This is a genomic window from Vibrio hyugaensis, from assembly GCF_002906655.1.
GTDB lineage: Bacteria > Pseudomonadota > Gammaproteobacteria > Enterobacterales > Vibrionaceae > Vibrio > Vibrio hyugaensis.
The window spans coordinates 975,546-998,122 of record NZ_CP025795.1; the positions used below are offsets into that span (position 1 = coordinate 975,546).

Here is a 22,577-nt window from a genome sequence, read left to right on the forward strand (position 1 = left end):
TATGTCAGTGATTGATATCGAACGTTTACTTACCCCTATTTCCGATGCAAATCCAGTCGGCGAAGACGCGCGTTATGAGTTTTGCTATGAAATGATGGAAGCCGAAGTGAAGAAGTTTGGCTCTTTGTTTGGTGAAACAGTCGAATGGGACGTTGTAAAAACGCATGCAACGGAAGTTCTTGAATTGCACAGCAAAGATCTCAAGGCAATCTGTTATCTCATTCGAGCGCTTACAGAAGAATCCGATTTAGAAGGGTTTGAGCAAGGTTTATTGTTGCTTAATGGGGCGTTAACGCATTTTGGTTCAAATCTTTACCCAACTCGAAAGCGGGGTAGAGATGGTGCAGTCGAGTGGCTGAACCATCAGTTTAAGCTGGTGAGCGGTAAGTTATCGGAAAGTTCGCAGCCTTGGGAACTTGTATCCCGCTGTATTAGCACGATTGAAGACGTTCAGCGCCAGTTTGATGATGTATTCCAAGACTCGGAAGCGGACCTTTTTGAGATTCGCACCCAACTGAATATGTTATCGCAACAAGCAGGTGTTGAGTCTACAGAGACTGAAGATACTGCCTCTTTTGAGCAAAGCGCGCCAGCACAAGCTGTACCAACAGAAACAGCGACAGGAACACATAATCCGAGCTCTGAACAAGCCGCGGTAAGCAAGCCTGCGCCTGTTGCAGCAAAACCTACCGTGGTAAAGAAGACTGTTACCCAAACGGTTGACGTTGATACGGATTTCTCTTCGCCTACAGCATCTAAGCGCACTTTAAAGAAGGTCGCAGAGGTTATGCTTTATTCCAATGCAAGCGATCCTCTGGCCTATCGAATTTATCGTCATCTGACTTGGGATGACATTGATGATTTACCAGACCATCAAAACAACGAAACACCGTTGAGTTTAGCGGTTTCTTCCGATCAACAAGCGGAGTATCGGGACAAAGCCAATCAAGAAAGTGATATCGACACGATTAAGCGCTTAGAACGCACACTGACCGATGCGCCTTTTTGGCTGACGGGTCATTTCTATGTGTATTCAATGCTCACTAACTTGGGCTTTGATGATGCTGCAACCGCGGTGATGCAAGAGGTGAAACGTTTCGTTGATTCACTGGAAGGCATCGAACACCTTTCATTTAAGAATTCTATACCATTTGCGGATGAAGCAACCTTGAGTTGGCTATCGACTCAAGTTGCAGGTTCATCGAGCTCAGCTTCTGTCATTCAGACAGTGGTGATTGCCGAAGAAGATTCTTCGCTGATGGAGGATATCACCCTAGAGAACCTAGGGGAACGTGCCGCAGAACTTGCTCGCAAACTCGAACTGGATAGCTCGGGACGTGGGCAATTTATGCTGTATTTACAATTGATAACAGCTTACCAGTCTGTTGGGTTATACCCGTTGTGCTTACCGTATCTTGAGAAGAGTTGGGACGTACATCAGGAATTTAATCTTGAGAGCTGGGAACCACACTTATCTTTGCAACTAAAAGACTTAATTCGAAAAACACTCCATCCGTTATTCCGAACTAAGGATCTTTTGCCTGCCAAGTATGAACAGTGGAAAGCAATTTATGACTGATTACAGAGTTAGATAAGGAACTAATTATGTCACGTGACGGCTCGGTGGCTCCTAAAGAGCGAATTAATATCCGTTATGTTCCAGCAACTGGTGATACGCAAGACGACGTAGAACTGCCGCTGAGCATGATGGTGGTTGGTGACTTTACTGCACGTGCAGATGAGACGCCAATCGAAGAACGTACGCCAATTAACATCGACAAAGACAACTTTAACGAAGTGCTAGAAGGCATGTCTCCGAACGTTAGAGTAAATGTTGAAAACCGTCTTTCTGATGAAGAAGGTGCGCAAATCGGTGTTGATCTAACGTTTGAGAACATGAAGGACTTCTCTCCTGAAGCTATCGCTAAGAGCGTTCCAGAGCTAAACAGCTTGCTAGAGCTTCGTGAAGCGTTGGTCGCGTTGAAAGGCCCACTAGGTAACGTTCCTGCATTCCGTAAGAAGATCGCTTCGGTTCTTCAAGACGAAGATGCGAGAAAGAAACTGTTGGATGAACTAAGCATTGGCAACGACCAAGAAGCGAAAGAAGAGTAAGGGATATCATGTCTGCAGAAGCACAAGCGCCAGAACAAGAAGCAGCCTTAGTTGAATCAGGCTCACTTCTGGATAGCATTCTTAACGAAACTCGTTTAAAGCCAAGTGATGAAGGTTTTGATGTCGCAAAGCGCGGCGTTGAAGCATTCATCAGTGAGCTACTAAGCAGCTCAAACACAGAGAAAGTGGATCAGTCTTTGGTTGATCTTATGATTTCTGAAATTGACCAAAAATTGTCTAAGCAAGTTGACGCGATTCTTCATAACGAAGAAGTTCAAGCGATTGAATCAACGTGGCGTGGTCTTAAGTACCTTGTCGATCATACTGACTTCCGTGAGAACATTCAGATTGAATTGATCTCTGCGAAGAAAGACGAAGTGCTAGACGATTTTGAAGACGCGCCTGAAGTGGTGAAGTCTGGTCTATACAAACAGATCTACACTCGTGAATACGGTCAATTCGGTGGTAAACCAGTTGGCGCTGTAATCTGTGATTACGACCTGTCAGCGTCGTCTCCAGACATCAAACTGATGGAATACATGGCAAACGTGGGTGCAATGTCTCACGCGCCGTTCATCACGTCTGCGTCTTCGAAGTTCTTCGGCCTAGACAGCTACGAAGAACTGCCAAACCTGAAAGATCTTAAGTCAGTCTTTGAAGGTCCACAGTATACGAAATGGCGTGGTCTACGTGAGCACGAAGATGCGCGTTACCTAGGTCTATGTACGTCACGCTTTATGCTTCGTACGCCTTACTCAGTAGAAGATAACCCAATTAAAGCGTTTGACTACGATGAGCAAGTAACAGACAGCCATGATAACTACCTATGGGGTAACTCAGCGTACGCAATGGCGTCTAAGATCAGTGAATCATTCGCTAAGTACCGTTGGTGTCCAAACATCATCGGCCCTCAAAGTGGTGGTGCGGTTCAAGATCTACCGGTTTACAACTTTGAAGCAATGGGTCAAATTGAAACTAAGATCCCTACAGAGATTCTTGTTTCTGACCGTCGCGAATACGAACTAGCAGAAGAGGGCTTTATTGCTCTAACTATGCGTAAAGGTTCTGACAACGCTGCATTCTTCTCGGCAAACTCTATTCAAAAACCAAAAGTGTTTGCGAATACGCCAGAAGGCAAGCAAGCAGAGATGAACTACAAGCTAGGTACTCAGCTACCTTACATGTTCATCATCAACCGTCTAGCGCATTACATCAAAGTACTACAGCGCGAACAAATCGGTTCTTGGAAAGAGCGCTCAGACCTAGAAATCGAATTGAACAAGTGGATTCGTCAATACGTTTCTGACCAGGAAAACCCGCCAGCAGAAGTACGCGGTCGTCGTCCACTACGTGCTGCTAAGGTTGAGGTATCAGACGTAGAAGGCGATCCAGGTTGGTACAAAGTATCAATGTCTGTACGTCCTCACTTTAAGTACATGGGCGCGAGCTTTGACTTGTCACTGGTAGGCAAGCTAGATCAATAACCCATTACTGATAATATCAAGCAGCCAGTGAAGACTGGCTGCTTTTTTCGTAGGACCGAATATGGAAAAAGGTTATCGTCTTTTAGAGCGCATCGAGCTTGGTGAGCCCAAAAACTGCTACGAGAAAGTCGTTTCTCATCGCCATCTAATTGAGTCGATTCACTCGCATTTGGCGGATTTGCTAAACACGCATTCGGGCAACGCGATGATAGATAATGAATACGGCTTACCCGATTTTAATGATGTGCTCTCCAACAATACGAACCTCGTTCGCCACATTCAAAAAAACATCACATCAACCATAGAACGCTTTGAACCGCGATTGCTTAATGTCGAGGTTCACTACCGCGAAGACCACCACAACCCTTTACAGCTTGGTTTTGGTATTCGAGGCGAAGTTTCCCATAACGGCGGTAAGGTCCCAATGTCAATCGATGTCTACATGGGAACTGACGGCCAATTTAACGTTTAGTAGTAGGTGCCACTTGAGTAACAGTAAATACTTTCAAGATGAACTCACGTATTTGCGCGAATCGGGTAGTGAGTTTGCCAAATACCATCCTAAGTTAACTCACTTTCTGTCAGAAGGAACCTTCGACCCAGACGTTGAGCGATTGCTTGAAGGTTTTGCCTTTTTAACTGGCCGAATCCGCGAGAAGATTGACGATGAACTGCCTGAGCTTACGCAATCTCTTATGACGTTGTTGTGGCCGCATTACATGCGTTCCATTCCTTCTCTGTGCGTCAGTGAACTTAAACCTCACACTGGCAGTGTCACTGAAAAAACCGTGGTAAAACGGGGCGCAGAAATGGCGAGCGAGCAGGTAGAGGGAACGCAGTGTTTATTCCGTACATGTTATGACGTCAACCTTTACCCAATTACGCTTACCAATATTGAACAAACCAACAGCCGCACCAGCTCCGCGATTGATGTGACGTTATCAACAGAACATGGTTTGGAACTTTCGCGCATTGGTTTGGATACATTACGTCTTCACCTTCATGGTGAAATTCATATTACGCGCACCGTTTTTCTTTGGTTATTCCGCTATTTAGATTACGTTGAGCTGGATGTTGGTGGTGGCTACAAGCATCGCCTTGGCCCTGAATATGTCGTGCCAGTTGGGCATGAAGAAGATGAAGCGCTGTTGCCTTACAGCAAAAACTCGTTTGCCGGTTATCGCTTACTGCAAGAATTCTTCTCTCTTCCAGACAAGTTCATGTTTTTTGACATCAAAGGTCTAGAATGGCTAAAAGGGATTCCTCAACGCAGCACGCTTAAGGTGAAGTTCCATTTTAAACGCGCTTTACCTTCGGAAGTGGTACTCAAAGACAAGCACTTACGATTGCATTGTACGCCGGCGGTTAACTTGTTCGAGAAAGACGGCGACCCTATTCGCTTAGAGCATCGCCGAAACGAATACAAAGTTCGCCCGCAAAGCAACAACCAAGAACACTATGAAGTGTATTCTATCGAGCAGGTAGAAAGTTGGAGCAAAGATGAGCGTCGTCGTAAACCGTTGATTGAGTTCGAATCGTTCGAGCACCAAATCAACCAGCGAGACAAACGCGAGTTCTACAAATCCAAAGTCGGCGAGCGCGTGAGTGGTCGCGGGCTCGAACGCTATATTTCATTCCACACGCACAATGGTGATATTGCAGACCTAGGTACTGAGACCGTACTGATGAAACTGCAATGCAGCAACGCGGATTTGGCCGAGCGTTTGTCAGTAGGGGATATTACTTACGCAACCCATAAATCCCCAACGTACGCAACGTTTAAAAACATCACTAAGCCAACGCAGTCGGTGAGTCCCCAAGTGAACGGTGAGCTGCAGTGGCAACTCATTGCGAATATGTCGCTTAACTATTTGTCATTGGCAAACATTGACGTGCTTAAAGTGCTGCTATCAACGTATGACTTCCACTCGCGTGTTGACAGACAGGCACATCGAGCATCGATTCATCGTTTAGATGGCATTATCTCGTCGGAAATGAAGCCTATTGATCGTGTGTTCCGCGGTGTCTCCGTAAGGGGTAACCAGTTTAAGCTCGTGACGAACTCCAAGTTCTTCGTCAACGAAGGTGACATGTTCCTTATGGCGAACGTATTGAACGAGTTCATCCGTTTGTATTCAAGTGTGAATTCGTTTACTGAACTGGAAGTTTTTGATGAAGCCAGCGGTGAAGTCTATAACTGGACGAGCCTAATTGGGCAGCAGACGATTCTATGATTAATACACTCTCTGATAAGTCGAATGAATTTAGCTTCTATCAAGCGGTCTTACTGTTGGAGAAGCATTACCAACTGCAACCTGAAACAAACTTTGTCGCTGTTGGTGAAAACAAATATTTTCATCAAGAACGCATCGAGTTTAGTGTTTCGCCGAATTTGTCTTTTCCGAAGAGCGATATGGACTTTATCGCTCACATGGAAAGAAACGGGCAACAATACTCTCGCGTAGAGACGAATTTTCTGGGTTTACATGGTTCTAGCTCGCCACTGCCTGCGTCTTATACTGAAAAACTCGCAGGCCGCGATCCAGAAGATAACCCTGTTAAAGATTTCTTCGATTTCTTCCATAACCGTTATACCAGTTTGCTGTACCGAGTATGGAAGAAATACCGCTATCACGTGCAATATCAAAGTGGCGCAAGTGATGCGTTTTCTGGTCGCATTCTGCATCTAGCTGGCTTGTCTGGCGTGATGCAAGATAGCGATGTCGCGGAGTTGGATAGAGCGAAAATCCTCTCTTATGTAAACCAACTCTCAACGCGAACGCGTTCACCCAAGCTTATCTCCGGCATTGTTGCTCACTACTTCTCTTTACCGAGCGTTAGAATTGAAGAGTGGGTTCATCGCCGAGTGGAAATTGCAGAATGCCAACGCAATAAGCTAAATCGAGCGAACTGTGTGTTAGGTCAGAGCTTGCACCTTGGCCAAAGCATTTCGGATTTGAACGGAAAGTTTAATCTGTGCATCGACAACATCGATTTCGAAACGTTTAGGAAGTTCTCTTACGATGGCGAGTTACACAATACGCTGGTGGGACTGATGCGGTTTATTTTACGAGACCCAATGTCTTGGGACCTCAAGCTAACGGTTAACTTAGACTCAATACCAGAAAACAATCTCGGTCAAGGTGAAGGGAATAGCCTAGGACAAACCTTTTGGCTTGGAAATCCTAGTGATAAAGACGCCAAGATTCGCGTCATTGGAAGCATATAAGAAAACCGCTCATTTTGAGCGGCTTTTCGTTTGGGAACAACTTTACTGATTAAGCAGTAATTCAGCTTAGCGACTGATTGGCTGGTGCAGAACCACGGTTGTATCGAGCTTTTGAATCCCACTGAATGATTCAATCTCGTTACATAGGTGGTGAATTGATTGCAAGTCCGGCGCTTCGATAAGAGCAATGATGTCGAAGCTACCACCAACAACGCTGGTTAAACGAACTTCAGGAATCTCTTTTAAGGCACTTGTTACTTCATTTTTTTTGCCCTTTTCGCAAGAGATGAGCAGGTAACTCGCAGCCTTTCGACCTTCATTTTCTACTCGGATCTGAGCGGTATAGCCTTTGATGATCCCTGTCTTTTCTAGCCTGTTAATTCTTTCTGCAACAGCAGTACGTGACAAACCGATGTTTCTAGATAGGTTCGCAATTGATTCGCGTCCGTTTGATAACAGACTGGAAAGGATTTTGCGATCCAACTTATCTAAGCCTTGTAAAGTCATGTTAGAAATCATGTGTTCTGCCTATTCTGGTTTTTATATTGTTATTAAATCGACTCTGGAAGTGTAAAGTTATACAGCTCAGCCAGAGTGAATGGGTTTTTCTGTGTCAATGGGGTGATACGTAGGCTCAAATCCCTTCCTGACACTTTTATGTCACTGACGAAGCTACCGTTATGAGTGTTTGTCAGGGTCGAATCACCTAGCAATCTGTATATCGCCCACTGACCACTCTTATTAAGAACGTGTTGCTTACCCTCGTCGGTTACATCTTGTATCGTGATGCTAATGTTGAAGTCGCCATTCTGCGGTGGCCACTCCATTTCACGAATTCGGCTTGGACCGTGATAGTAGTTAATATCAGTGTCAGCGATTTTTAAGCTGGCTCTGATCGCACTAGAATCAAGATCTAATACTTTGGCGCTAAACGGAATATAAACTCGGTTTGTGCTCTTATTAATCAACGTATCGCGGATAACATTGTAATTACGCAACTGTACCAAAAGGGCAGGTGACAGTGGCATTGTTTCGCCATCTACCTGTTTCGGTGTCCATAAGTTTGTGTCGTAAAACGGCGCAAAGTTTTTCTGAATAAATGTGTCTAACAAACCACCTGATGCAAACAGCAATTCGAAATCTTCGATTGAAATTTCTTCAGTTGCGGTGAGATCAAATGGATATTTACCAAGCCCTAGCTCTTTAAACTTGGTGTAAATCTCGCTGTACCATTGGGTTTGAATGCCTTTTGAAGATTCAGCAATCATCACGGACCAACTTTGCTGTACCACATCTAACAACCAGCTACGTACTGGCTCCGGTGACTTCTGAGCAATCTGCTTAAGCTTGATCAATGGGTCAGCTTCGGTACTGTTCATTCTGCGCTGAGCGGCTGCCAAAGCGGCCATTTGTGGATCTGGCGCGTCCGCAATGTCTTTCATGTAAGTACGAACGCGGCTCAATGCTGCAATGGTTTCATCCCATGGAGTAGGGGAGTTCGGTGTTTCACTGACTTGTAATTGGTTGAGTAAGTGGAACGCTTGTTCTACGCGCTTCATGAGCAAGTAGTCAGGTTTCACGGCTTCTTCAACCGCTTCCGAAGCAGAATCAGCTACTTCTAACAACTTAGGATTGACTTGCGAAATCAGAGCGTTCTTCTCTCCAATCGGCGAAAATTGAGTGTTGGCATACACTTGTTTCAACACCGTTGTCATCGGAGATGAAGGGCCTGAAATCAGGTCAATCGCGTTTGTTAAATCACCTACATTGCTGTAGTGCTGAACTTTGAGTTCGCCCAGTGCGTTTCGCCAGTAGTTGATGTAATCATCGGTGTATTTCTTACGCACTTGCGTCTTGAAAGCATCTTGCTCTGGTTTGGTTGGGATAACATGATTTGACAGGCCAAGAACCCAGTTATCAGTGATGACGTGTTGTGACATCAAGTCGACACGTGGACGATAGAAGGTGCTAAAGCCAGTCGAAGTATAGATTTTATTGATGATCAGACGGTTGTCGTCCAATGGTTCGTTAAAGACGTTATTAAACTCAAAACCCACTGCACGTTGAAGATCAAGCGTACCGAGGTCGATGGCATCGGCTTGATTCAAAATGCCAGCGTAAACCAAGTCTACGTTTGAGTTTGCGAGTAATGAACGTCGAGTTGCGCGAACGATGTCCATGCTAATGTCGACAGGAGCGAACTGCGTACGAAAGTAAGCATCAAGATAGCGCATTGCTTGGTTTACAACGTCAGGTTGACTGCTTAGATCATTCATCATGGCCAACGTTTGATGACGCAAGAATTGAATGTCGCGTTTAGAAGGATCGTTCAGCATCAAATAGCCTTTCAGCAAAGGCAATGAGTGGCTAAAGTCATCTTGGCTATGAGTCAGTTGTAGGCGGTAACCTTTTTCGACAACGGGCATCAGCTGCTGAGCCACTTCTTTTAGTAGCGCCTCGTACGCGATCTTAGTGCTCTTATCTAAACGACTGATATTCAGTGGTAGTACTTCGTTATCTAGCTCTTTTGAGCCTTCTAACCAGGCACTATAAGACGGTTGGATTGCTCGAGTTGCATTGACCAGCAGTTGATTGAAGCTCGCTTCTTGCTCTGCCTGAGCAGCGTCGTCGATACCAAGCAATTGGTTGATCACTCGTAAGTTACTGTCGAGTGTTTTAACGAAGAAATAACCACCGCCCGCGAGAATGACGACAGACACGAACATCGCAAGATGACTTTGTCGTTGAATCAAGCGCAGGTAGGTTTTGTTCTCACCCGCAAAGTCGCTCTCAGGAAGGATCTGAGAATCGATTAGGAATCTTGAGAAGTAGGGCGTTTCCGTTAACTGAGTATGCTCAGATGCGATAATCGGTAAGTTGAAGTAGTTACTGCAACTCTTCGCCAGCAGGTTATATTTGCGACCGCCTTGTAAACTCGAACAGAAGAAAATTTCACGAATATCCAATGCGTAAACACCGCTGTTTGACTCACATAAGCGTTCAAGGGTGTAGCTTACCTCAGATTGAGCAAGCTCAAACTGCTTAGGGAAAGAAAGGATAGCTTGCTTTTCGTCGATCTCGGTTGAGTTAGCAGAAGAATCCAAGGCGTTGCTTTCCAGTACTTTTACTAGATTACGGTAGCCGTCTTTGTAGTACTCAGTGATCACGCCTTTTGCTTCTTTGAGGGGAATAGAAAGGAATTCAACACGCGTCTTCAGCGAGCTGAAATGCACGTATTCTTTAAAGCCGTCCAGTTTATCTAACTTAGACATCATCAAATAAACTGGCAGTGCAGATGACGTTTTTTCGCTGATTGACGTCATACGCTGTAGCAACGCTGTCATGGTGTAGTCTTTCTGCTCTGGCTCAGAAACGATCAGGAACTCAAAGTCGATAAAGAACAGGCAACCAGCAAAAGGCTTTCTAGGACGATGGAGGATGACTTCGTTAATAAACGTGTTCCACAGCGAAGCATCGCTACTCGATACTTCTTGGAATACCAAACGCTGATCGGGCTTAATGTAGACCGCACTGTCGGACTCGTACCATTCAAAGAAATCGTTTTTGGCTGTACGCGTTCTATCCATTGGTTTAATTGCACTGGAATTAAACAAAAATTGACGTCGTCCAGACCCTTTATTACCAATCATCAGATAGATTGGTTTTTTACCCACGTTAGAGAGGAGAGGGCGAATCACCATGGACAGCGCTTCTTCCTCTGTTTCTAGGCGTTGTGCCTTAGCGTTATTCTTTTTCTTAAACCACAAAGTGAATTGAAAAATAATGTAGAAGGTGGCAATAACACCAAGGCCAACCCAAAGGTAAAGCTTGTCTGCGTCTTCAAGCCAGAATAAATATACCGCAGCAAGTATTGCGGCGAATATCAGTGCCACAAAGGTCGAAACCACGATCGGGTTTCTGAGTATTTTTTGTTTGAACATAAGCCTATAACTTCTTTTACTTGTATCGTTATTTATTGTCGGTTGTCGCAGTTTGTAGCTGGTTTATCTTATATAGGTAGGTGTTCAGTAAAAGGAGAGAGCGATCAATTTCCTTTTGCTGGGTATTCTTTTCAGCGTATTCAATTCGACCAAGAAGCGGAAAGAGTGAATTGCTGTACTCATACGCTTTCTTTGAATCTTTATCTGAATTTTGCTTCGCTACATTGGCAAATACGGTCCTAGCATAGGCAAATCGTTTATATATAACATCGAATTCAGCCTCGAAACGAGAACGTTGCTCTAAAAAATTCTCACGAAGTTGCTGCGCAGACGATGAGTCTGGATAAAGTACAGTTAATTCACTGGTTAGCTTATCTATCGTATTTACCTTACTGACTTTGACCGGATCGATTGTCCAATCTGTCATCAGAACGTCGAGACGATCCACCGTGGTTGATCTAAGAGACGTAAGGTATTCCTTGTTTTTAACGCTCAGGGAATCAACCAATGTCGTCAATTCGCTTAAAGAGGCGTGTTCAATTTGACCTTTGAGTGTTTGGTATTGGTGTTGTTTATAAATGAAGTGCGACGCAAAAGCGGCAACCATTAAACCAATAACAGAGTAAACCATTACTTTGCTCGACTTAGAGGATTCAACTTCTTTCTCTTCATCGACTTTTGGTTGAGTTTTGGCAGCAACCGCCTTTGTTGGAGGAGCGATCTCTACTTTAATGCCTGTACTTTCCACTGGCTTGGCTTGTTTTGCTTCTATCGCTTTGTTTTCTTTTGCCTTTGTCTCTTTAAGCTCTTCAATCCATTGATTCAAAATACGACGAATACGACCAAACGAAGGGGCTTTGATACCGTAGTGAAGGCGAAGTTCTTCTTCGATTCTCAAGCACAATTGATGAGCCGCTTCAATCAGCGGTAACTCTTCAGGGCGTACTTTGTGCTTGTTGATACGTTTTTCGGTGTTTTCTACCATCCATTCGATTGCTCCCATGCGAGCATTAGTTTTGGAGTGCTCTGGGTAGGCGGTATACCAATACACAACACACAAATCGAGTAGGGAGTTTAACCCTTCAACAAGTCCTTTTAATCCTTCGTTATGCGTGGCTGCGACAGTAAAGTAACAGCTACAGCGAAAGTCTTTCCCTTGTGTACTTAAAATCTTCTTTGAGAGCGTTTGAACCGTCTTCCATGAAACACGTCCAGTGACCTTATTTAGGTTATTTATTTGACGCTTTATTTCGTCAAAATCGTCTAAGCCATTAGGGTTTGAACCGCTGGGATTACTTTCATCGATCGGTCTTCTAGTGAAGTCGCTGAAAAACATAATGTCTAATTCCAACTGATTATATATAAAGATAGCGATACTCGAATAAAATATGAGCGAGATGCTATCGTCTTTTTTTTGAGGGATTTTATAGGCAAAAGAAAGAAATTGAATAATAAATAATATCCAAATCAATATAATTTAATTTGGTGTGATCTTCGTTCACATTTCTTATTGTCTGTATTGATTGGTAACGTATTAGCAACAGTGATGTCTGTCGCATAAATGCTTTTTGGTAGAGCAATTAATCGGCGGTAAATCATAGTTTCTGCTTATCAAATGTAACCAAAATCGGAAGCAGTATTGCAGCAACTAAATTAAATTCCTCTTGATTAGCATTGGCTTTAATAGGGTTGGCTTATTAATCTTATGCTGATTTTGAGATTTTCCTTATCATTTTTGTTCTAACATCAATTTCTATGAATAGATAGTAGTTGAATGGATATTCCTTGCTTATTCTTAATTTGCCCTCCTGCTTTCTGCAATTAATGATAGTTAAATTGATTTTATTTGTAGGTTAATTGCCTTATTTGATGGCGCTATTTTTTACCATATTGAAAAAGAAAAGAGAGTTGATATCGTTCGTCTCTAAGTATTATTACAAGGCTTACCTAGAGGGACGAAATGCTAAAACCAAGTCAAGTGGGGCTGATTTCAGCCATGTGTCTGTTTTCTACTTTTGCAGTGGCAAAAGGGGAACGGTATGGCGGGTCAGTAAACATGATTATGATGGAAAGCCACGACTATGACGAAGGTTCTAGCGGTGATCAAGATGCTTTGCGGTTTGGTTTAGTGCATACGCGACCAATCGATGAAAATAATAACCGTTGGCGCTGGTGGTTGGGCTTAAATTATCTAACAGAAGACATCGATGCTCCTGCAAATGGTGTTTATGAAGAAGTCACCAACTACGAACTTCGTGTTGTACCACAATACGCGCTCAGCTCTTGGAGCATCTTTACCCCTTACGTTGGTGCGGGCCTCTCTTTTGGTTACTCCCAGTATTCAAATCGCTGGAAGGTGGACCAAGATGGCTTTCGCTATGAACCAATTGAAGATATAGACCAGTTTGAACTTGGTGCCGTTGTTACTTTAGGTACCGCGATCAAGCTTGGTAGCAATCCAGACGCTCACATTCAAATCATTCCGCAAGCTTCCTACATTCTTCCTGTTGTAAATGACGGAGTGGGTGGCGTTGAACTCTCTGTTTCACTGCTATTTTAAGGTTTAGCAATGCGCTTACATCAGCTAGTCCTATTCATTTCTAAATGCCCAGAGGAATACACGGGTGCGAAGCATATTGAAATGCCGGAAGGTGGCGGCTCAGTAGGGCGAGCATCCAGTTGTACCTTGCCGTTAGTGGATCACAACCGCTTTATTTCAGGCACACATTGTCTGATCAGTGTTTACGGTGATACGTATTATATCAGCGATGTCAGTACTAATGGCACCATGGTAAATGGCAATAAGATCCTTAAAAATCAACCAGTATCCATTGTCGACGGTGACATTGTCTCATTAGGCCAGTACGAAATTGGTGTATCGTTAGAGCATGTCACAGCGTCACAAGACATTGCCGCAGATATTGCTCCTGAACGCGTATCTAACGATCCCCTTATTAATTTAGGTGAGGCGGTTGTTGAAGAGGAAGAAAAAGTAGGCGCGTTAGAAGATTTGTTTATGGAAACGAAGCAGGATGACGTTGATAGCCACGATCCTATCGCGCATCTAAAGTTTTCCATGCAGCGTGATGATGACTACCTAATCAGAAATGAAGAAAGGGACCAAGAGTCTCAACCGAGCCCTATCGAAAATACGCGTCAAATCGTAGACGACAGCTTCAGTATCCATTCTGAGTTGGACTTACCTAACCTGATCCCAGAAGATTGGTTAGGTGGTGAGACCAAGAGTAATGAATCAGCGCCTGTTCAGACCAAAGTCGATTTACAGCCCCAAGTAAACGCGCAACGCATTCCAGACGATTTTTACAGTAAAGAGACTTTACCAAATGTTGAAGCGCCAACGATGAGCGACCGTTCGCCAAGTCATCAAGCGAACGGTGATGCTTCATATCAACAGAGTGCGTCTAAAAGCGAACCGGTTGGACAAAAATGGGAAGAGGTTACGCAAGCGTTTATTCCTGCTTCACAAACCACAGAGAAAACTCAGCAACCAGCATCAGAAACGAAAGTTGGCTTTGTATCAAATGCGTCCTTCGATGGCTCTGGAAGTGAAACTTATAATGATATTAGCCAAGCATTTTACGAAGGACTTGGCATTACTAATCCCGATTTAATCAGTAATGAAGCGTTACTGTTTAAACAAATGGGTACCTGCTTACGTTTGTGTATCGACAACTTGCAGAAAGATCTTCACGAAGTGGAATCTTTAAAAGAAGAGGAAGGGTTAAGTCAAGCAGAGTCTAATCTTGCCGAGTTAATGTTGACGTTAAATAGCCAGAATTTGCTCGCGCCAAACGAACTGGTTGAACAGATGCTTGATGAACTTAATGACCACCAAATCATTTTTAATAAGGCACTCAATGAGTTGCTATTAGAGCAATCAGAAACTAATGACCCTGTCACGTTTGCAAATGATGTGGCAAGCAAATCGATGTTTGCGACTAAGTCCAAGCTCTGGGGCGAGTATTTGGAGTTTTACGCGAAAAAACCGCCGCCAGTTTAATGAAACATCGTTGAAAGGTCTTATTAAAAAGAACTACAACAAAGCGATTAAGGGAAGCCATGCGTAGTATCGCTGTATTACTCGGATTTGCATTGCTATCCGGATGTTCCATGTGGGACCAGTTAAAAGAATCAACAGGCATCACGCCAGAAACCTCTTCTATTGAGTTAGTCATCGAGGCGTCGTCGGTCTTAAACGTACGTGAAGGAGGCCAATCGTCGCCAGTTATCCTTCGCGTTCATGAGCTAAGCTCGCCAGTACTTTTTCGTAGCCTAGACTTTTTTGCATTGTTTGAGAACGATAAAGCGTCACTGGGTGACGAATATATCAAGCGTTACGAGTACCAAATCCAGCCAGGCGACAAAATCCACGAGATGTTAACGCTCGATCCCGCCACTCGCGCTGTTGGCTTCTCGGTTGCTTTCCGTGACATAGATGGGTCGTCATGGCGAAAAGTCGAAGTCATTGAAGAGAAGAGCGAGTACTACCTAAAGCTCAAATTAGAAGGCAGTGAGTTAATTTCTGATAATACTCGCGGCATTGAACAAGTTTACTTTTAAGGAATAAAAGCATGTCTTTATACAATCCAGTTGTTTGGCAAGATGGAATGTTCATGAAGCCGCAGCATTTTCAACAGCTCGATCGTTCACAAAGTAAACTTTCTAGTATGTTGAGTTCAAACGCCTCGCCCCTGCATTGGGGCATTAAGCGTTTAGAGATTAACTCGCAGTTACTCGCGCTAGGCAAGATTGGCATCACACGAGCAGAAGGTATTTTGCAAGACAGAACGCCTTTTGATTTGCCACTGCTTGCAGAATTGCCAGAAGTGAAAGACGTTGATCCTTCGATTGCCGACAAAGTCGTTTATCTTTGTTGTCCGTTACCTTCCGAGCGTTCTGAACTGTTCGGAACGAAGAAAGACGGCGCGCGTTACACGATGGAATCTCAAGAAGCGGTTGACGCTTGTTATGATTCAGAAGACATGGCAAATATCGTAGTCGGTAAGCTTAACTTCTGTTTGATGTATGACCATGAAGACAAGAGTGCATACACATCGATTCCGATCCTAAAAATCTCAGAAGTAAAGCCAGATGGCAGTGTTATCTTAGATGAGAGCTTCATCCCGACGTGTATTGATATTCACGCCTCAACCGTACTAAACAAGTTCGCAACCGAATTCGCGTCTATGTTGAAACACCGCGCAGAATCAATTGTTCAGCGCTTGGGTGTGGTTGACCAGCAGGGCGTGTCATCGGTTTCCGATTTCATGCTGCTTCAAGCCCTAAACCGATATGAGCCGCTATTCTGGCACTTTGCGAGTGCTGAGGGGGTTCATCCAGAATCGTTTTACCGCATTCTTCTTCAAGCAGAAGGAGAGCTTTCAACTTTGTGTTCGGCATCTCGTCGACCAGTCGAGTTCACTAAGTACAATCACGGCGATTTGACCAGCTGTCTATCGCGAACGCTTGATAGCGCGAAGATGACACTAAGTGTGATGTCTGAACAGCGCGCAATGCCACTCACGTTGAGAGACCAAAACTACGGCATTCGAACAGCAGCAATCCCAGACAGCAAGATCATCGATACTACGACCTTTATTCTTGCCGTTAAAGCTGATGTTACGCTGGATATCTTACATACCCAGTTTGTTAGCCAAACGAAGATCGGTTCTATCGATAACATTCGTGATCTGATTAACCTGCAGTTACCAGGTATCGAGATCAAACCAATGCCAGTTGTACCTCGTGCGCTGCCATACCATGCGGGTTACACCTACTTCGAGCTGGATAAGACGGGCGAAGAGTGGTCAGCACTGAAAAACACAGCGGCGATTGCGATTCATGTCGCGGGTGATTTCGCTAACTTGTCATTGCAACTTTGGGCTGTACGTCTATGAGTTATGCAGAAACCGATGTAACCGTCGTTCTATTTCAACCAGAGCCTGGCAAACCGATGGAGGTGATGCCAGCGCCTGATTTGTCGCGCAATATCGCCGTTCAAGACCTCAACATCGAGAGTATGGGTATCAACCCGTTAGTCGACCAATTCTCTTGGTTGATCGCGAGTCTGTCTTGTATGTCGTCGATTCCATGGCTAGATGACCCAATGCCGTTTCGTGAACAAGTGGCTCGTGAGATCAGAAAGGGCGAACGTAAGCTCAACGAAATGGAATTGGATCGCGCATCCATTTTGGTTATCCGCTACTGCTTGTGCGCAGCAATAGATGAGTCTGTCTGTCGTCAGGAGTGGGGAGCAAACAGTCATTGGAGCCAGAACAGTTTGTTGTCAGAGTTCCATAATGAGACCTCTGGTGGTGACAAGTTCTTCGTGATTTTGGAGCGCTTAAAAGCAGACCCTCGCAAGTACCGACACGTCATCGAGTTCCTCTATTTACTGCTTCAACTTGGCTTCCAAGGTAAGTACGGACGCGAAGAGCGAGGCAACGAAAAACTCGCGGAAATCGGTAGCACTATCTATCGACTCGTGCGTGATGAACGTTTAGCCGAGCAAGAGAAAGTCTCTCTCGTTAACCTTAAGGCCAAATACCTTAAGAAGCCGTTAAAAAGGGTGATTTCACCCAAGCTGATTTTAGGGGTGAGCGCGATCACCTTTGGGATCATGTATGTCGCGACCTACATGGTGATCGACCTTAAGTTTCAAAAGTTGTTGGAAATGTATCAATAACCAGAAGATCTCAAATTGAGATCTTCTGCCAGTTTTAAGTTTTATCGTGAATATCACTGGCGATTTAGTGGTATTCACTAGTCATTTAGAGAGGTTGCAATATGCGATCTCTTTTATTATTCAATCAACAAAATTCAAATGGATTGGTTATGGGCGTAACAGTTGGTGCAAATGGACTTTCAATAGTTCATAAAGGCTCAGGTGGTGAAGCGAATGCAACGCTCCCAGATGTTTGTTTAACGAAGGTCGGTAAGCCGATCGTTCCTATCCCTTATGGCAACAATGCTAAATCAGCAGACCTTGCCGGTGGCACAACGACTATCTCTATGGATGGTGGTAACAGTGTCGCAATCAAAGGCAGTACGTTTTCAAAAAGTACCGGCGATGCGGGCGGTGATAAAAAAGGCGTCGCATCCGGCACCATAGAAGCCGAAGCAAAATTCATTTCAGCCTCACCAACGGTTAAGTTTGAAGGCAAGGGCGTATGTCGCCTATCCGATCAAATGACCATGAACAAAGCCAACACCATGTGTTTGGGTGGCGCACAAAACCCATCGGTTTCTGTTACGGAAGACCAGGAAGGGACGTATACGGTAGACTTATACCTCTCATATTCAGACGGTGAACCCGTTCAAGGCGCAACTTACACTCTCACTGATCAATCTGGCGCCGTATTTGAAGGTACATTGGATAACAGTGGTAAAGCATCGGTTGGCGGGGTAGCTCCGGGTGAGTTTGCCATAGAGTACGGTGAGGACATCCGCGACTTCATGCCGAATGTCCCAACTAAGACCAATCCGAACTTTAATCCGAGTGCGAACGCTCAACTGATCATTGAAGAAACAAAGAAAGGCGAGGTTGGTTTCTGGGAAAATGCTTGGACGCGAATGTCTGGTGCTGCCAGCTGGATTTGGGGGGTGATTCTTGGTGATTTCAACGATGACGCTTCGGTTGAGCAGATCATAGCCAACACTGCTCTGACAATGATTCCAGTGGTGGACCAAGCCGCTGACGTGCGCGATTTATCTGCGAACATTATGACCTTGTTGACTGAAGAAGAGCGCGATAAGCCTGAAAACTGGTTAGCGCTTTCACTTACCCTTGTCGGCTGCGTTCCAACATTTGGTAGTGCAGTCAAAGGTACGTGTAAAGTTGCGCTAAAAGGCGGCAAAGGAACATCAAAAGATACTTTGCTAGCTGTTTTAAGAGGCATGGGTAAAGGCGATCCTGAAAAATTCTTGCGTACGTTAGATTGGGTGGATTACGCCAAGCAAACCAGCCAGATTGTTAGCGATGTTCTAAAACCTTGTATTGAAGTCGCAACTGAGTTGGCTTCATACGCAAACAGAATGGGAGCAGATGAGCTCGGTGCGTATTTCTTGAAGTTAGCGGATGAGGTAAAAATCATCGATAAGATGGTACCGGACAAACTAAAAGAAGCGATGGGCGAGTTTGATGATCTTTTTGCTCGTATCTTAGGTAAGGGCGAGAAAACTTACCCAGCAAAAGTAAAACATAATACCGGTGAGTCTGCTCAGTCAGGAAGGAACTCTGCAAAGGCGAATGAGGACAAAAACAAAGCAGACTATGTATGCAAGTTGTGCGGCAAAAATAAGAAAAGCAAACTCCACCCTTGTAAGGCAAGGCTAGGCTCTAGGAAAAAATAATGACAGTGCTAATGGCAAAGCTTTTATCTGTAAAGCTATACGAGAAAGAAAACAAAAATCAGATAATTAATAACATTAAGATTGGTAGTCAAGGTGTCTTGGGACGAAAAGACTATTGGCCTATTGCTAATAAGGTCTTGAAGCCAAGTATCAAGTACCCAGATAGACATCCGTGGCACTCCAAAGCATTATCAAGTCACATCACAGGGCATCACATTATATCAGTGGCAAGTCTAAAAACACTAAAAAGTGACTATAAAACACTATTGCGTCTCAGTAAGTACAATGTAAATCATCCGAGGAATATTGTTGGTTTACCGACGTCTCCTCAAGTCGCTTGTCAATTGAATGTACCTCTTCATTATAGTAGTCATACTAGTGATGCGATACCGACTATTGAAGACTCGCCTTCTTATCATGTAATATCATCAATGCTGATAAAAAAAATGATCTCACTTTTGTTAAGTAAGGGGATATGTCCAGGTGATTCCTTAGAAGAGCAAAAGAAAGTATTACTGAATATCGATTACATATCAGCTATAAAATTGAAATATATAACCAACTTTAAGATCGTTTTACATAAAACGGGAGTTGATTATTTGAAAGGAAATATTGGTTGTGGTGGTGTGGAAAAAGAAAGTCTAAAGAAAGAGGGGAGAGAGTGTGAAACAAGATTACACAGTTACCCATTTAGTAAAAATGACTTAATGACAAGTGACCATTCTAGGTTGTTAACTATCTACGAAATAGAAAATTCAAGGGTTGTATATAATGCCAATTAGTGAAGAATATTATGTGTTATCAAATGACTACTCAAAGGTAAATTTTGTAGTGAACATGGAAGACGAACGTGGATTTAGTTTGTTAATGGATAAAGCTATATCTACAACCATGCATGTTAACTTTGAATGTATTAGCTTAAAGAGTTTCAGCGCTATCGATGCTCCATTTGATGTTTCTGTCAACACTGAGATATTATTTGACCTGGATTTTCTTGCAGTGTTATCAGAATTAATGCTATACAAAAACTCACTTGTTCCTGCTAAGATTAAAGAGAAAGAGTTTGTTTATCTTCATTGTTATAATATTATCGATATAGAGGATGAAGTTAAGGGGTTTAACTTTGATCTCTTATCAGAAATACCCATCGAGGAAAGGTTGGTATTCAAGCCCTCTTATGGGGCTATCGTTGTTTTTTTTCATAAATCAATTATAGAGAAAATCAATTCTGTTAAGAGTTTTTCATATGCAAAGTATCAAAAGGTTTCCGATTGGTCAGTTGAATGGGAAATGTCATGAATTATACAGTGCTTAAAATTGATGACCTAGCTAGCTTGGATAATTATAAAATCCGACTTGTTAAAGTTGAGCCGGATATATATATATCCCAAACATACGGATTAAGTATTTTTATAAATGATTATGTCAAAAGGAAAATACGTCATATTGATGCTCTTAATTTAACTGAGAGTGTTATATCAATCCGTTACTTTAAACCAGATGATTTTTTGTCTGGTTATTATAAATTAGAACTAATATCACGAGATGGAGGTTCATTTTTTACAAATGAAGAAGGGCATGTTTTTTTTTCTAAAGACTTATATGAAGACCTATTTACAAATAAATTTGATGTTTTGATTGATTTTTAGTTTCCAACATAACTGATCGTATTTGTACTGGTTGTCAACCTAGTTTACGTTATGAAATTTGGAGCTTTCCACGTTTAAAATGCAAATAGCATACATAAATGAGGACTTTAACGAGGGTGAATCATTATTTACTTCCGTTGATAGTCGGTCGTCTTTCTATGATGATAATGATTTCACTCCCACTTCTTGTAAAAGTGAGATTGTGTGGAAAGATGATGATACCTATGAAATTGAAGCATTAGATTTAATCAGAGGCGGTGCTTTTAATGTCAGTAAGCCTATTGCTGAACTAATTATGAGTTTCGACCCATATGGTGTTGAAGTTTATCCCGCAAAATTAACCTGTTCCGGAGGCGGAGTGTTAACTGAGCGCTACATAATAGCAGTAGATAACTTAGTAGATGTGGTTGAATATGATAAAAGCATAAAAGTGACTGACGTAACTACTCGTTTTTACTTATCTGATGAAAAGATCAAGGAACTTTCGGATAGCAAGAGGCACGTTTTTAAACCTGTCGGAATGACAAAAACGTTCTTCTCAATCGAGTTGTTTGAAGCGCTTGTCCGTTTAGATGAGGAGGGTAAAATAAATACTAGTATCGTTGCCTTTTCATTTGATACATCCGAAGAGACGCCCCGAGTCTAGTGTAAGTAGGTAAATATAATAATGACTAACTACGTAGTTTTATCTAAACAATCTTTGACTGACTTCCCATTCCAGCAAAGCCCTAAGCCAATAGTGCCAGTAGAGCCCGATTTGCTTTTGGAAATGACCTTTTCTCCAAAGCTATTTATCATCAGCGATATTGCGTCAAAAGAGGAGAAACTGGTCGTACACGGAGTAGAGTGGTTAGACGCTCGCGTGGATTGTTCTCCAAGCCAGCCATCTGATGATGAAATTAAAGTTTACGAAGATTATCGTATGCCTTACATCCATCAAACTTATAAATTGACGGATAAAAAAACAATACGGCAAGTTGAGCTGGTTAGACATCGAGTCAACAGCGTTTGACTTCTCTAAATTAGAAAATATTCCCTTAGAAGAACGATTAATATTTAAACTAGAAGAAGATTTTGGCCTGGTTTTCATTCACCAAAGTGTGATTGACCTTCTTAAAAAAGACGTCAAAGACGTTTGGGTAAGAGATGTATAATAAGCGCCGAAAGGCGCTTTTTCTTTTATTCAATCGGATACAACTCTAACAAATAAAAGATGTGAACGTGGCTAATGAATACATAGTGGTTAGGAAATAATGAATAGAACAATGAAATTAACTTTGCTTTTGGCGGCGGCAACATCGGTCGTCGGCTGTCAAACAATGCCGAATCAAACACTGACTTCTACGGCAACTCAAGAAACTATTGAACATGCGAAAGCCGAACTTGATGGGCAGCGTTTCTACAAACTTAATGAATATGATCAAGCGATTGAGGTTTCTGATGACGGGGTCATTGTATTCAAGTCTTACTTACCTCGTAGCGGCGGTTACGAATGGGTACCTGTAGTCATTCAGGACAGCAGTTTTCATGTGTCATGTGATTATTTCCGAGAGTTTGTGGATGCAGGAATGGTAGTGCAGGCACAGTTTGTCGGTAAAGGTGGGCGTATTGAATACTATGATAAAAAACGCTGTGAAGAGTACGGCGAGCCCGTTTGGAATTAAAACGTTTCTATTAAAGCGCCTTTCGGCGCTTTTTACTCTCTACATCCAACACCCATTACACTCACTATCTGACATATCCATTAATCGTATCGACAAAAATAACTCAGCGTAATTGGCGTTGGTTT

At 43.1% G+C, this 22,577-nt stretch carries 20 protein-coding genes and 1 pseudogene; 18 read left to right on the forward strand and 3 right to left on the reverse strand.

What is annotated here, in order from left to right:
- Position 1 precedes the first annotated feature (1 nt).
- The 6 genes from tssA (at position 2) to tssG (ending at position 6,825) form a co-directional block, all read left to right on the forward strand.
- A complete protein-coding gene (gene tssA, locus C1S74_RS21435; RefSeq protein ID WP_045399768.1) occupies positions 2-1,579 on the forward strand; it encodes a type VI secretion system protein TssA in 1,578 nt (525 codons plus the stop codon).
- A 26-nt stretch (positions 1,580-1,605) separates the two neighbouring features.
- Positions 1,606-2,112, forward strand: coding sequence for a type VI secretion system contractile sheath small subunit (tssB, locus tag C1S74_RS21440; RefSeq protein WP_045399771.1), 507 nt, complete (start codon positions 1,606-1,608; stop codon positions 2,110-2,112).
- An 8-nt stretch (positions 2,113-2,120) separates the two neighbouring features.
- Positions 2,121-3,596: a type VI secretion system contractile sheath large subunit gene (tssC, locus tag C1S74_RS21445; RefSeq protein ID WP_045399773.1), complete on the forward strand. Its 1,476-nt coding sequence runs from the start codon at positions 2,121-2,123 to the stop codon at positions 3,594-3,596.
- 61 nt (positions 3,597-3,657) lie between these two features.
- Complete coding sequence (gene tssE / locus C1S74_RS21450; RefSeq protein WP_045399776.1) at positions 3,658-4,068, forward strand: type VI secretion system baseplate subunit TssE; 411 nt, start codon at positions 3,658-3,660, stop codon at positions 4,066-4,068.
- Positions 4,069-4,081: 13 nt separating this feature from the next.
- Complete coding sequence (gene tssF / locus C1S74_RS21455; protein ID WP_045399778.1) at positions 4,082-5,830, forward strand: type VI secretion system baseplate subunit TssF; 1,749 nt, start codon at positions 4,082-4,084, stop codon at positions 5,828-5,830.
- Complete coding sequence (tssG, locus tag C1S74_RS21460) at positions 5,827-6,825, forward strand: type VI secretion system baseplate subunit TssG (RefSeq protein ID WP_045399781.1); 999 nt, start codon at positions 5,827-5,829, stop codon at positions 6,823-6,825. Before tssF ends, tssG begins: the two co-directional genes overlap by 4 nt.
- A 66-nt stretch (positions 6,826-6,891) precedes the next feature.
- Here the strand turns inward: tssG and C1S74_RS21465 are convergent, their stop codons facing one another.
- The 3 genes from C1S74_RS21465 to C1S74_RS21475 are packed head-to-tail and all read right to left on the reverse strand — an operon-like array spanning position 6,892 to position 12,102.
- Complete coding sequence (locus C1S74_RS21465; RefSeq protein ID WP_009705245.1) at positions 6,892-7,344, reverse strand: Lrp/AsnC family transcriptional regulator; 453 nt, start codon at positions 7,342-7,344, stop codon at positions 6,892-6,894.
- Positions 7,345-7,376: 32 nt separating this feature from the next.
- Positions 7,377-10,766 carry a type VI secretion system membrane subunit TssM gene (gene tssM / locus C1S74_RS21470; protein WP_045399784.1) on the reverse strand — a complete coding sequence of 1,130 codons (3,390 nt, stop codon included), beginning with the start codon at positions 10,764-10,766 and terminating at the stop codon, positions 7,377-7,379.
- Between the two features lie 28 nt (positions 10,767-10,794).
- On the reverse strand, positions 10,795-12,102 hold the full coding sequence (locus tag C1S74_RS21475; protein WP_045399787.1) for a type VI secretion system ImpA family N-terminal domain-containing protein: 1,308 nt from the start codon (positions 12,100-12,102) through the stop codon (positions 10,795-10,797).
- 624 nt (positions 12,103-12,726) lie between these two features.
- Between C1S74_RS21475 and C1S74_RS21480 the strand changes: the two genes are divergently transcribed.
- The 12 genes and pseudogenes from C1S74_RS21480 (at position 12,727) to C1S74_RS21535 (ending at position 22,452) form a co-directional block, all read left to right on the forward strand.
- Entirely contained in the window at positions 12,727-13,326 is a 600-nt protein-coding gene (locus tag C1S74_RS21480) for a hypothetical protein (RefSeq protein WP_045399790.1), read from the forward strand.
- Between the two features lie 9 nt (positions 13,327-13,335).
- The gene (locus C1S74_RS21485) at positions 13,336-14,787 is read left to right on the forward strand and encodes an FHA domain-containing protein (RefSeq protein WP_425275345.1); all 1,452 of its coding nucleotides are present in this window, start codon (positions 13,336-13,338) and stop codon (positions 14,785-14,787) included.
- A gap of 59 nt (positions 14,788-14,846) precedes the next feature.
- Positions 14,847-15,347, forward strand: coding sequence for a type VI secretion system lipoprotein TssJ (gene tssJ, locus C1S74_RS21490; protein WP_081094945.1), 501 nt, complete (start codon positions 14,847-14,849; stop codon positions 15,345-15,347).
- A gap of 11 nt (positions 15,348-15,358) precedes the next feature.
- Complete coding sequence (tssK, locus tag C1S74_RS21495; RefSeq protein ID WP_045399792.1) at positions 15,359-16,684, forward strand: type VI secretion system baseplate subunit TssK; 1,326 nt, start codon at positions 15,359-15,361, stop codon at positions 16,682-16,684.
- Positions 16,681-17,472, forward strand: coding sequence for a type IVB secretion system protein IcmH/DotU (icmH, locus tag C1S74_RS21500; protein ID WP_045399793.1), 792 nt, complete (start codon positions 16,681-16,683; stop codon positions 17,470-17,472). Before tssK ends, icmH begins: the two co-directional genes overlap by 4 nt.
- Before the next feature lie 149 nt (positions 17,473-17,621).
- A complete protein-coding gene (locus tag C1S74_RS21505) occupies positions 17,622-19,139 on the forward strand; it encodes a PAAR-like domain-containing protein (RefSeq protein WP_082039049.1) in 1,518 nt (505 codons plus the stop codon).
- Positions 19,139-19,921, forward strand: coding sequence for an AHH domain-containing protein (locus tag C1S74_RS21510; protein WP_045399794.1), 783 nt, complete (start codon positions 19,139-19,141; stop codon positions 19,919-19,921). The genes C1S74_RS21505 and C1S74_RS21510 overlap by 1 nt, the downstream gene beginning before the upstream one ends.
- Entirely contained in the window at positions 19,911-20,438 is a 528-nt protein-coding gene (locus C1S74_RS21515) for a hypothetical protein (RefSeq protein ID WP_045399795.1), read from the forward strand. The genes C1S74_RS21510 and C1S74_RS21515 overlap by 11 nt, the downstream gene beginning before the upstream one ends.
- On the forward strand, positions 20,435-20,788 hold the full coding sequence (locus tag C1S74_RS21520; RefSeq protein WP_045399796.1) for a hypothetical protein: 354 nt from the start codon (positions 20,435-20,437) through the stop codon (positions 20,786-20,788). Before C1S74_RS21515 ends, C1S74_RS21520 begins: the two co-directional genes overlap by 4 nt.
- A 202-nt stretch (positions 20,789-20,990) precedes the next feature.
- Entirely contained in the window at positions 20,991-21,434 is a 444-nt protein-coding gene (locus tag C1S74_RS21525; protein ID WP_045399928.1) for an imm11 family protein, read from the forward strand.
- Positions 21,435-21,455: 21 nt separating this feature from the next.
- A pseudogene (locus C1S74_RS21530) lies at positions 21,456-21,942 on the forward strand (hypothetical protein).
- Positions 21,943-22,041: 99 nt separating this feature from the next.
- Positions 22,042-22,452 carry a hypothetical protein gene (locus tag C1S74_RS21535; RefSeq protein ID WP_045399797.1) on the forward strand — a complete coding sequence of 137 codons (411 nt, stop codon included), beginning with the start codon at positions 22,042-22,044 and terminating at the stop codon, positions 22,450-22,452.
- Positions 22,453-22,577: the final 125 nt, after the last annotated feature.

What these genes read in the sequence shown, in the direction of transcription:
- tssA (WP_045399768.1), top strand. Translation starts at nt 2, where the DNA reads ATGTCAGTGATTGATATCGAACGTTTACTTACCCCTATTTCCGATGCA.
- C1S74_RS21535 (WP_045399797.1), top strand. Translation starts at nt 22,042, where the DNA reads ATGAATAGAACAATGAAATTAACTTTGCTTTTGGCGGCGGCAACATCG.
- C1S74_RS21465 (WP_009705245.1), bottom strand. Translation starts at nt 7,344, where the DNA reads ATGATTTCTAACATGACTTTACAAGGCTTAGATAAGTTGGATCGCAAA.
- tssC (WP_045399773.1), top strand. Translation starts at nt 2,121, where the DNA reads ATGTCTGCAGAAGCACAAGCGCCAGAACAAGAAGCAGCCTTAGTTGAA.
- tssM (WP_045399784.1), bottom strand. Translation starts at nt 10,766, where the DNA reads ATGTTCAAACAAAAAATACTCAGAAACCCGATCGTGGTTTCGACCTTT.
- C1S74_RS21505 (WP_082039049.1), top strand. Translation starts at nt 17,622, where the DNA reads ATGGGCGTAACAGTTGGTGCAAATGGACTTTCAATAGTTCATAAAGGC.
- tssK (WP_045399792.1), top strand. Translation starts at nt 15,359, where the DNA reads ATGTCTTTATACAATCCAGTTGTTTGGCAAGATGGAATGTTCATGAAG.
- C1S74_RS21475 (WP_045399787.1), bottom strand. Translation starts at nt 12,102, where the DNA reads ATGTTTTTCAGCGACTTCACTAGAAGACCGATCGATGAAAGTAATCCC.
- C1S74_RS21515 (WP_045399795.1), top strand. Translation starts at nt 19,911, where the DNA reads ATGCCAATTAGTGAAGAATATTATGTGTTATCAAATGACTACTCAAAG.
- tssE (WP_045399776.1), top strand. Translation starts at nt 3,658, where the DNA reads ATGGAAAAAGGTTATCGTCTTTTAGAGCGCATCGAGCTTGGTGAGCCC.
- C1S74_RS21485 (WP_425275345.1), top strand. Translation starts at nt 13,336, where the DNA reads ATGCGCTTACATCAGCTAGTCCTATTCATTTCTAAATGCCCAGAGGAA.
- C1S74_RS21510 (WP_045399794.1), top strand. Translation starts at nt 19,139, where the DNA reads ATGACAGTGCTAATGGCAAAGCTTTTATCTGTAAAGCTATACGAGAAA.
- C1S74_RS21520 (WP_045399796.1), top strand. Translation starts at nt 20,435, where the DNA reads ATGAATTATACAGTGCTTAAAATTGATGACCTAGCTAGCTTGGATAAT.
- tssB (WP_045399771.1), top strand. Translation starts at nt 1,606, where the DNA reads ATGTCACGTGACGGCTCGGTGGCTCCTAAAGAGCGAATTAATATCCGT.
- tssJ (WP_081094945.1), top strand. Translation starts at nt 14,847, where the DNA reads ATGCGTAGTATCGCTGTATTACTCGGATTTGCATTGCTATCCGGATGT.
- C1S74_RS21480 (WP_045399790.1), top strand. Translation starts at nt 12,727, where the DNA reads ATGCTAAAACCAAGTCAAGTGGGGCTGATTTCAGCCATGTGTCTGTTT.
- icmH (WP_045399793.1), top strand. Translation starts at nt 16,681, where the DNA reads ATGAGTTATGCAGAAACCGATGTAACCGTCGTTCTATTTCAACCAGAG.
- tssG (WP_045399781.1), top strand. Translation starts at nt 5,827, where the DNA reads ATGATTAATACACTCTCTGATAAGTCGAATGAATTTAGCTTCTATCAA.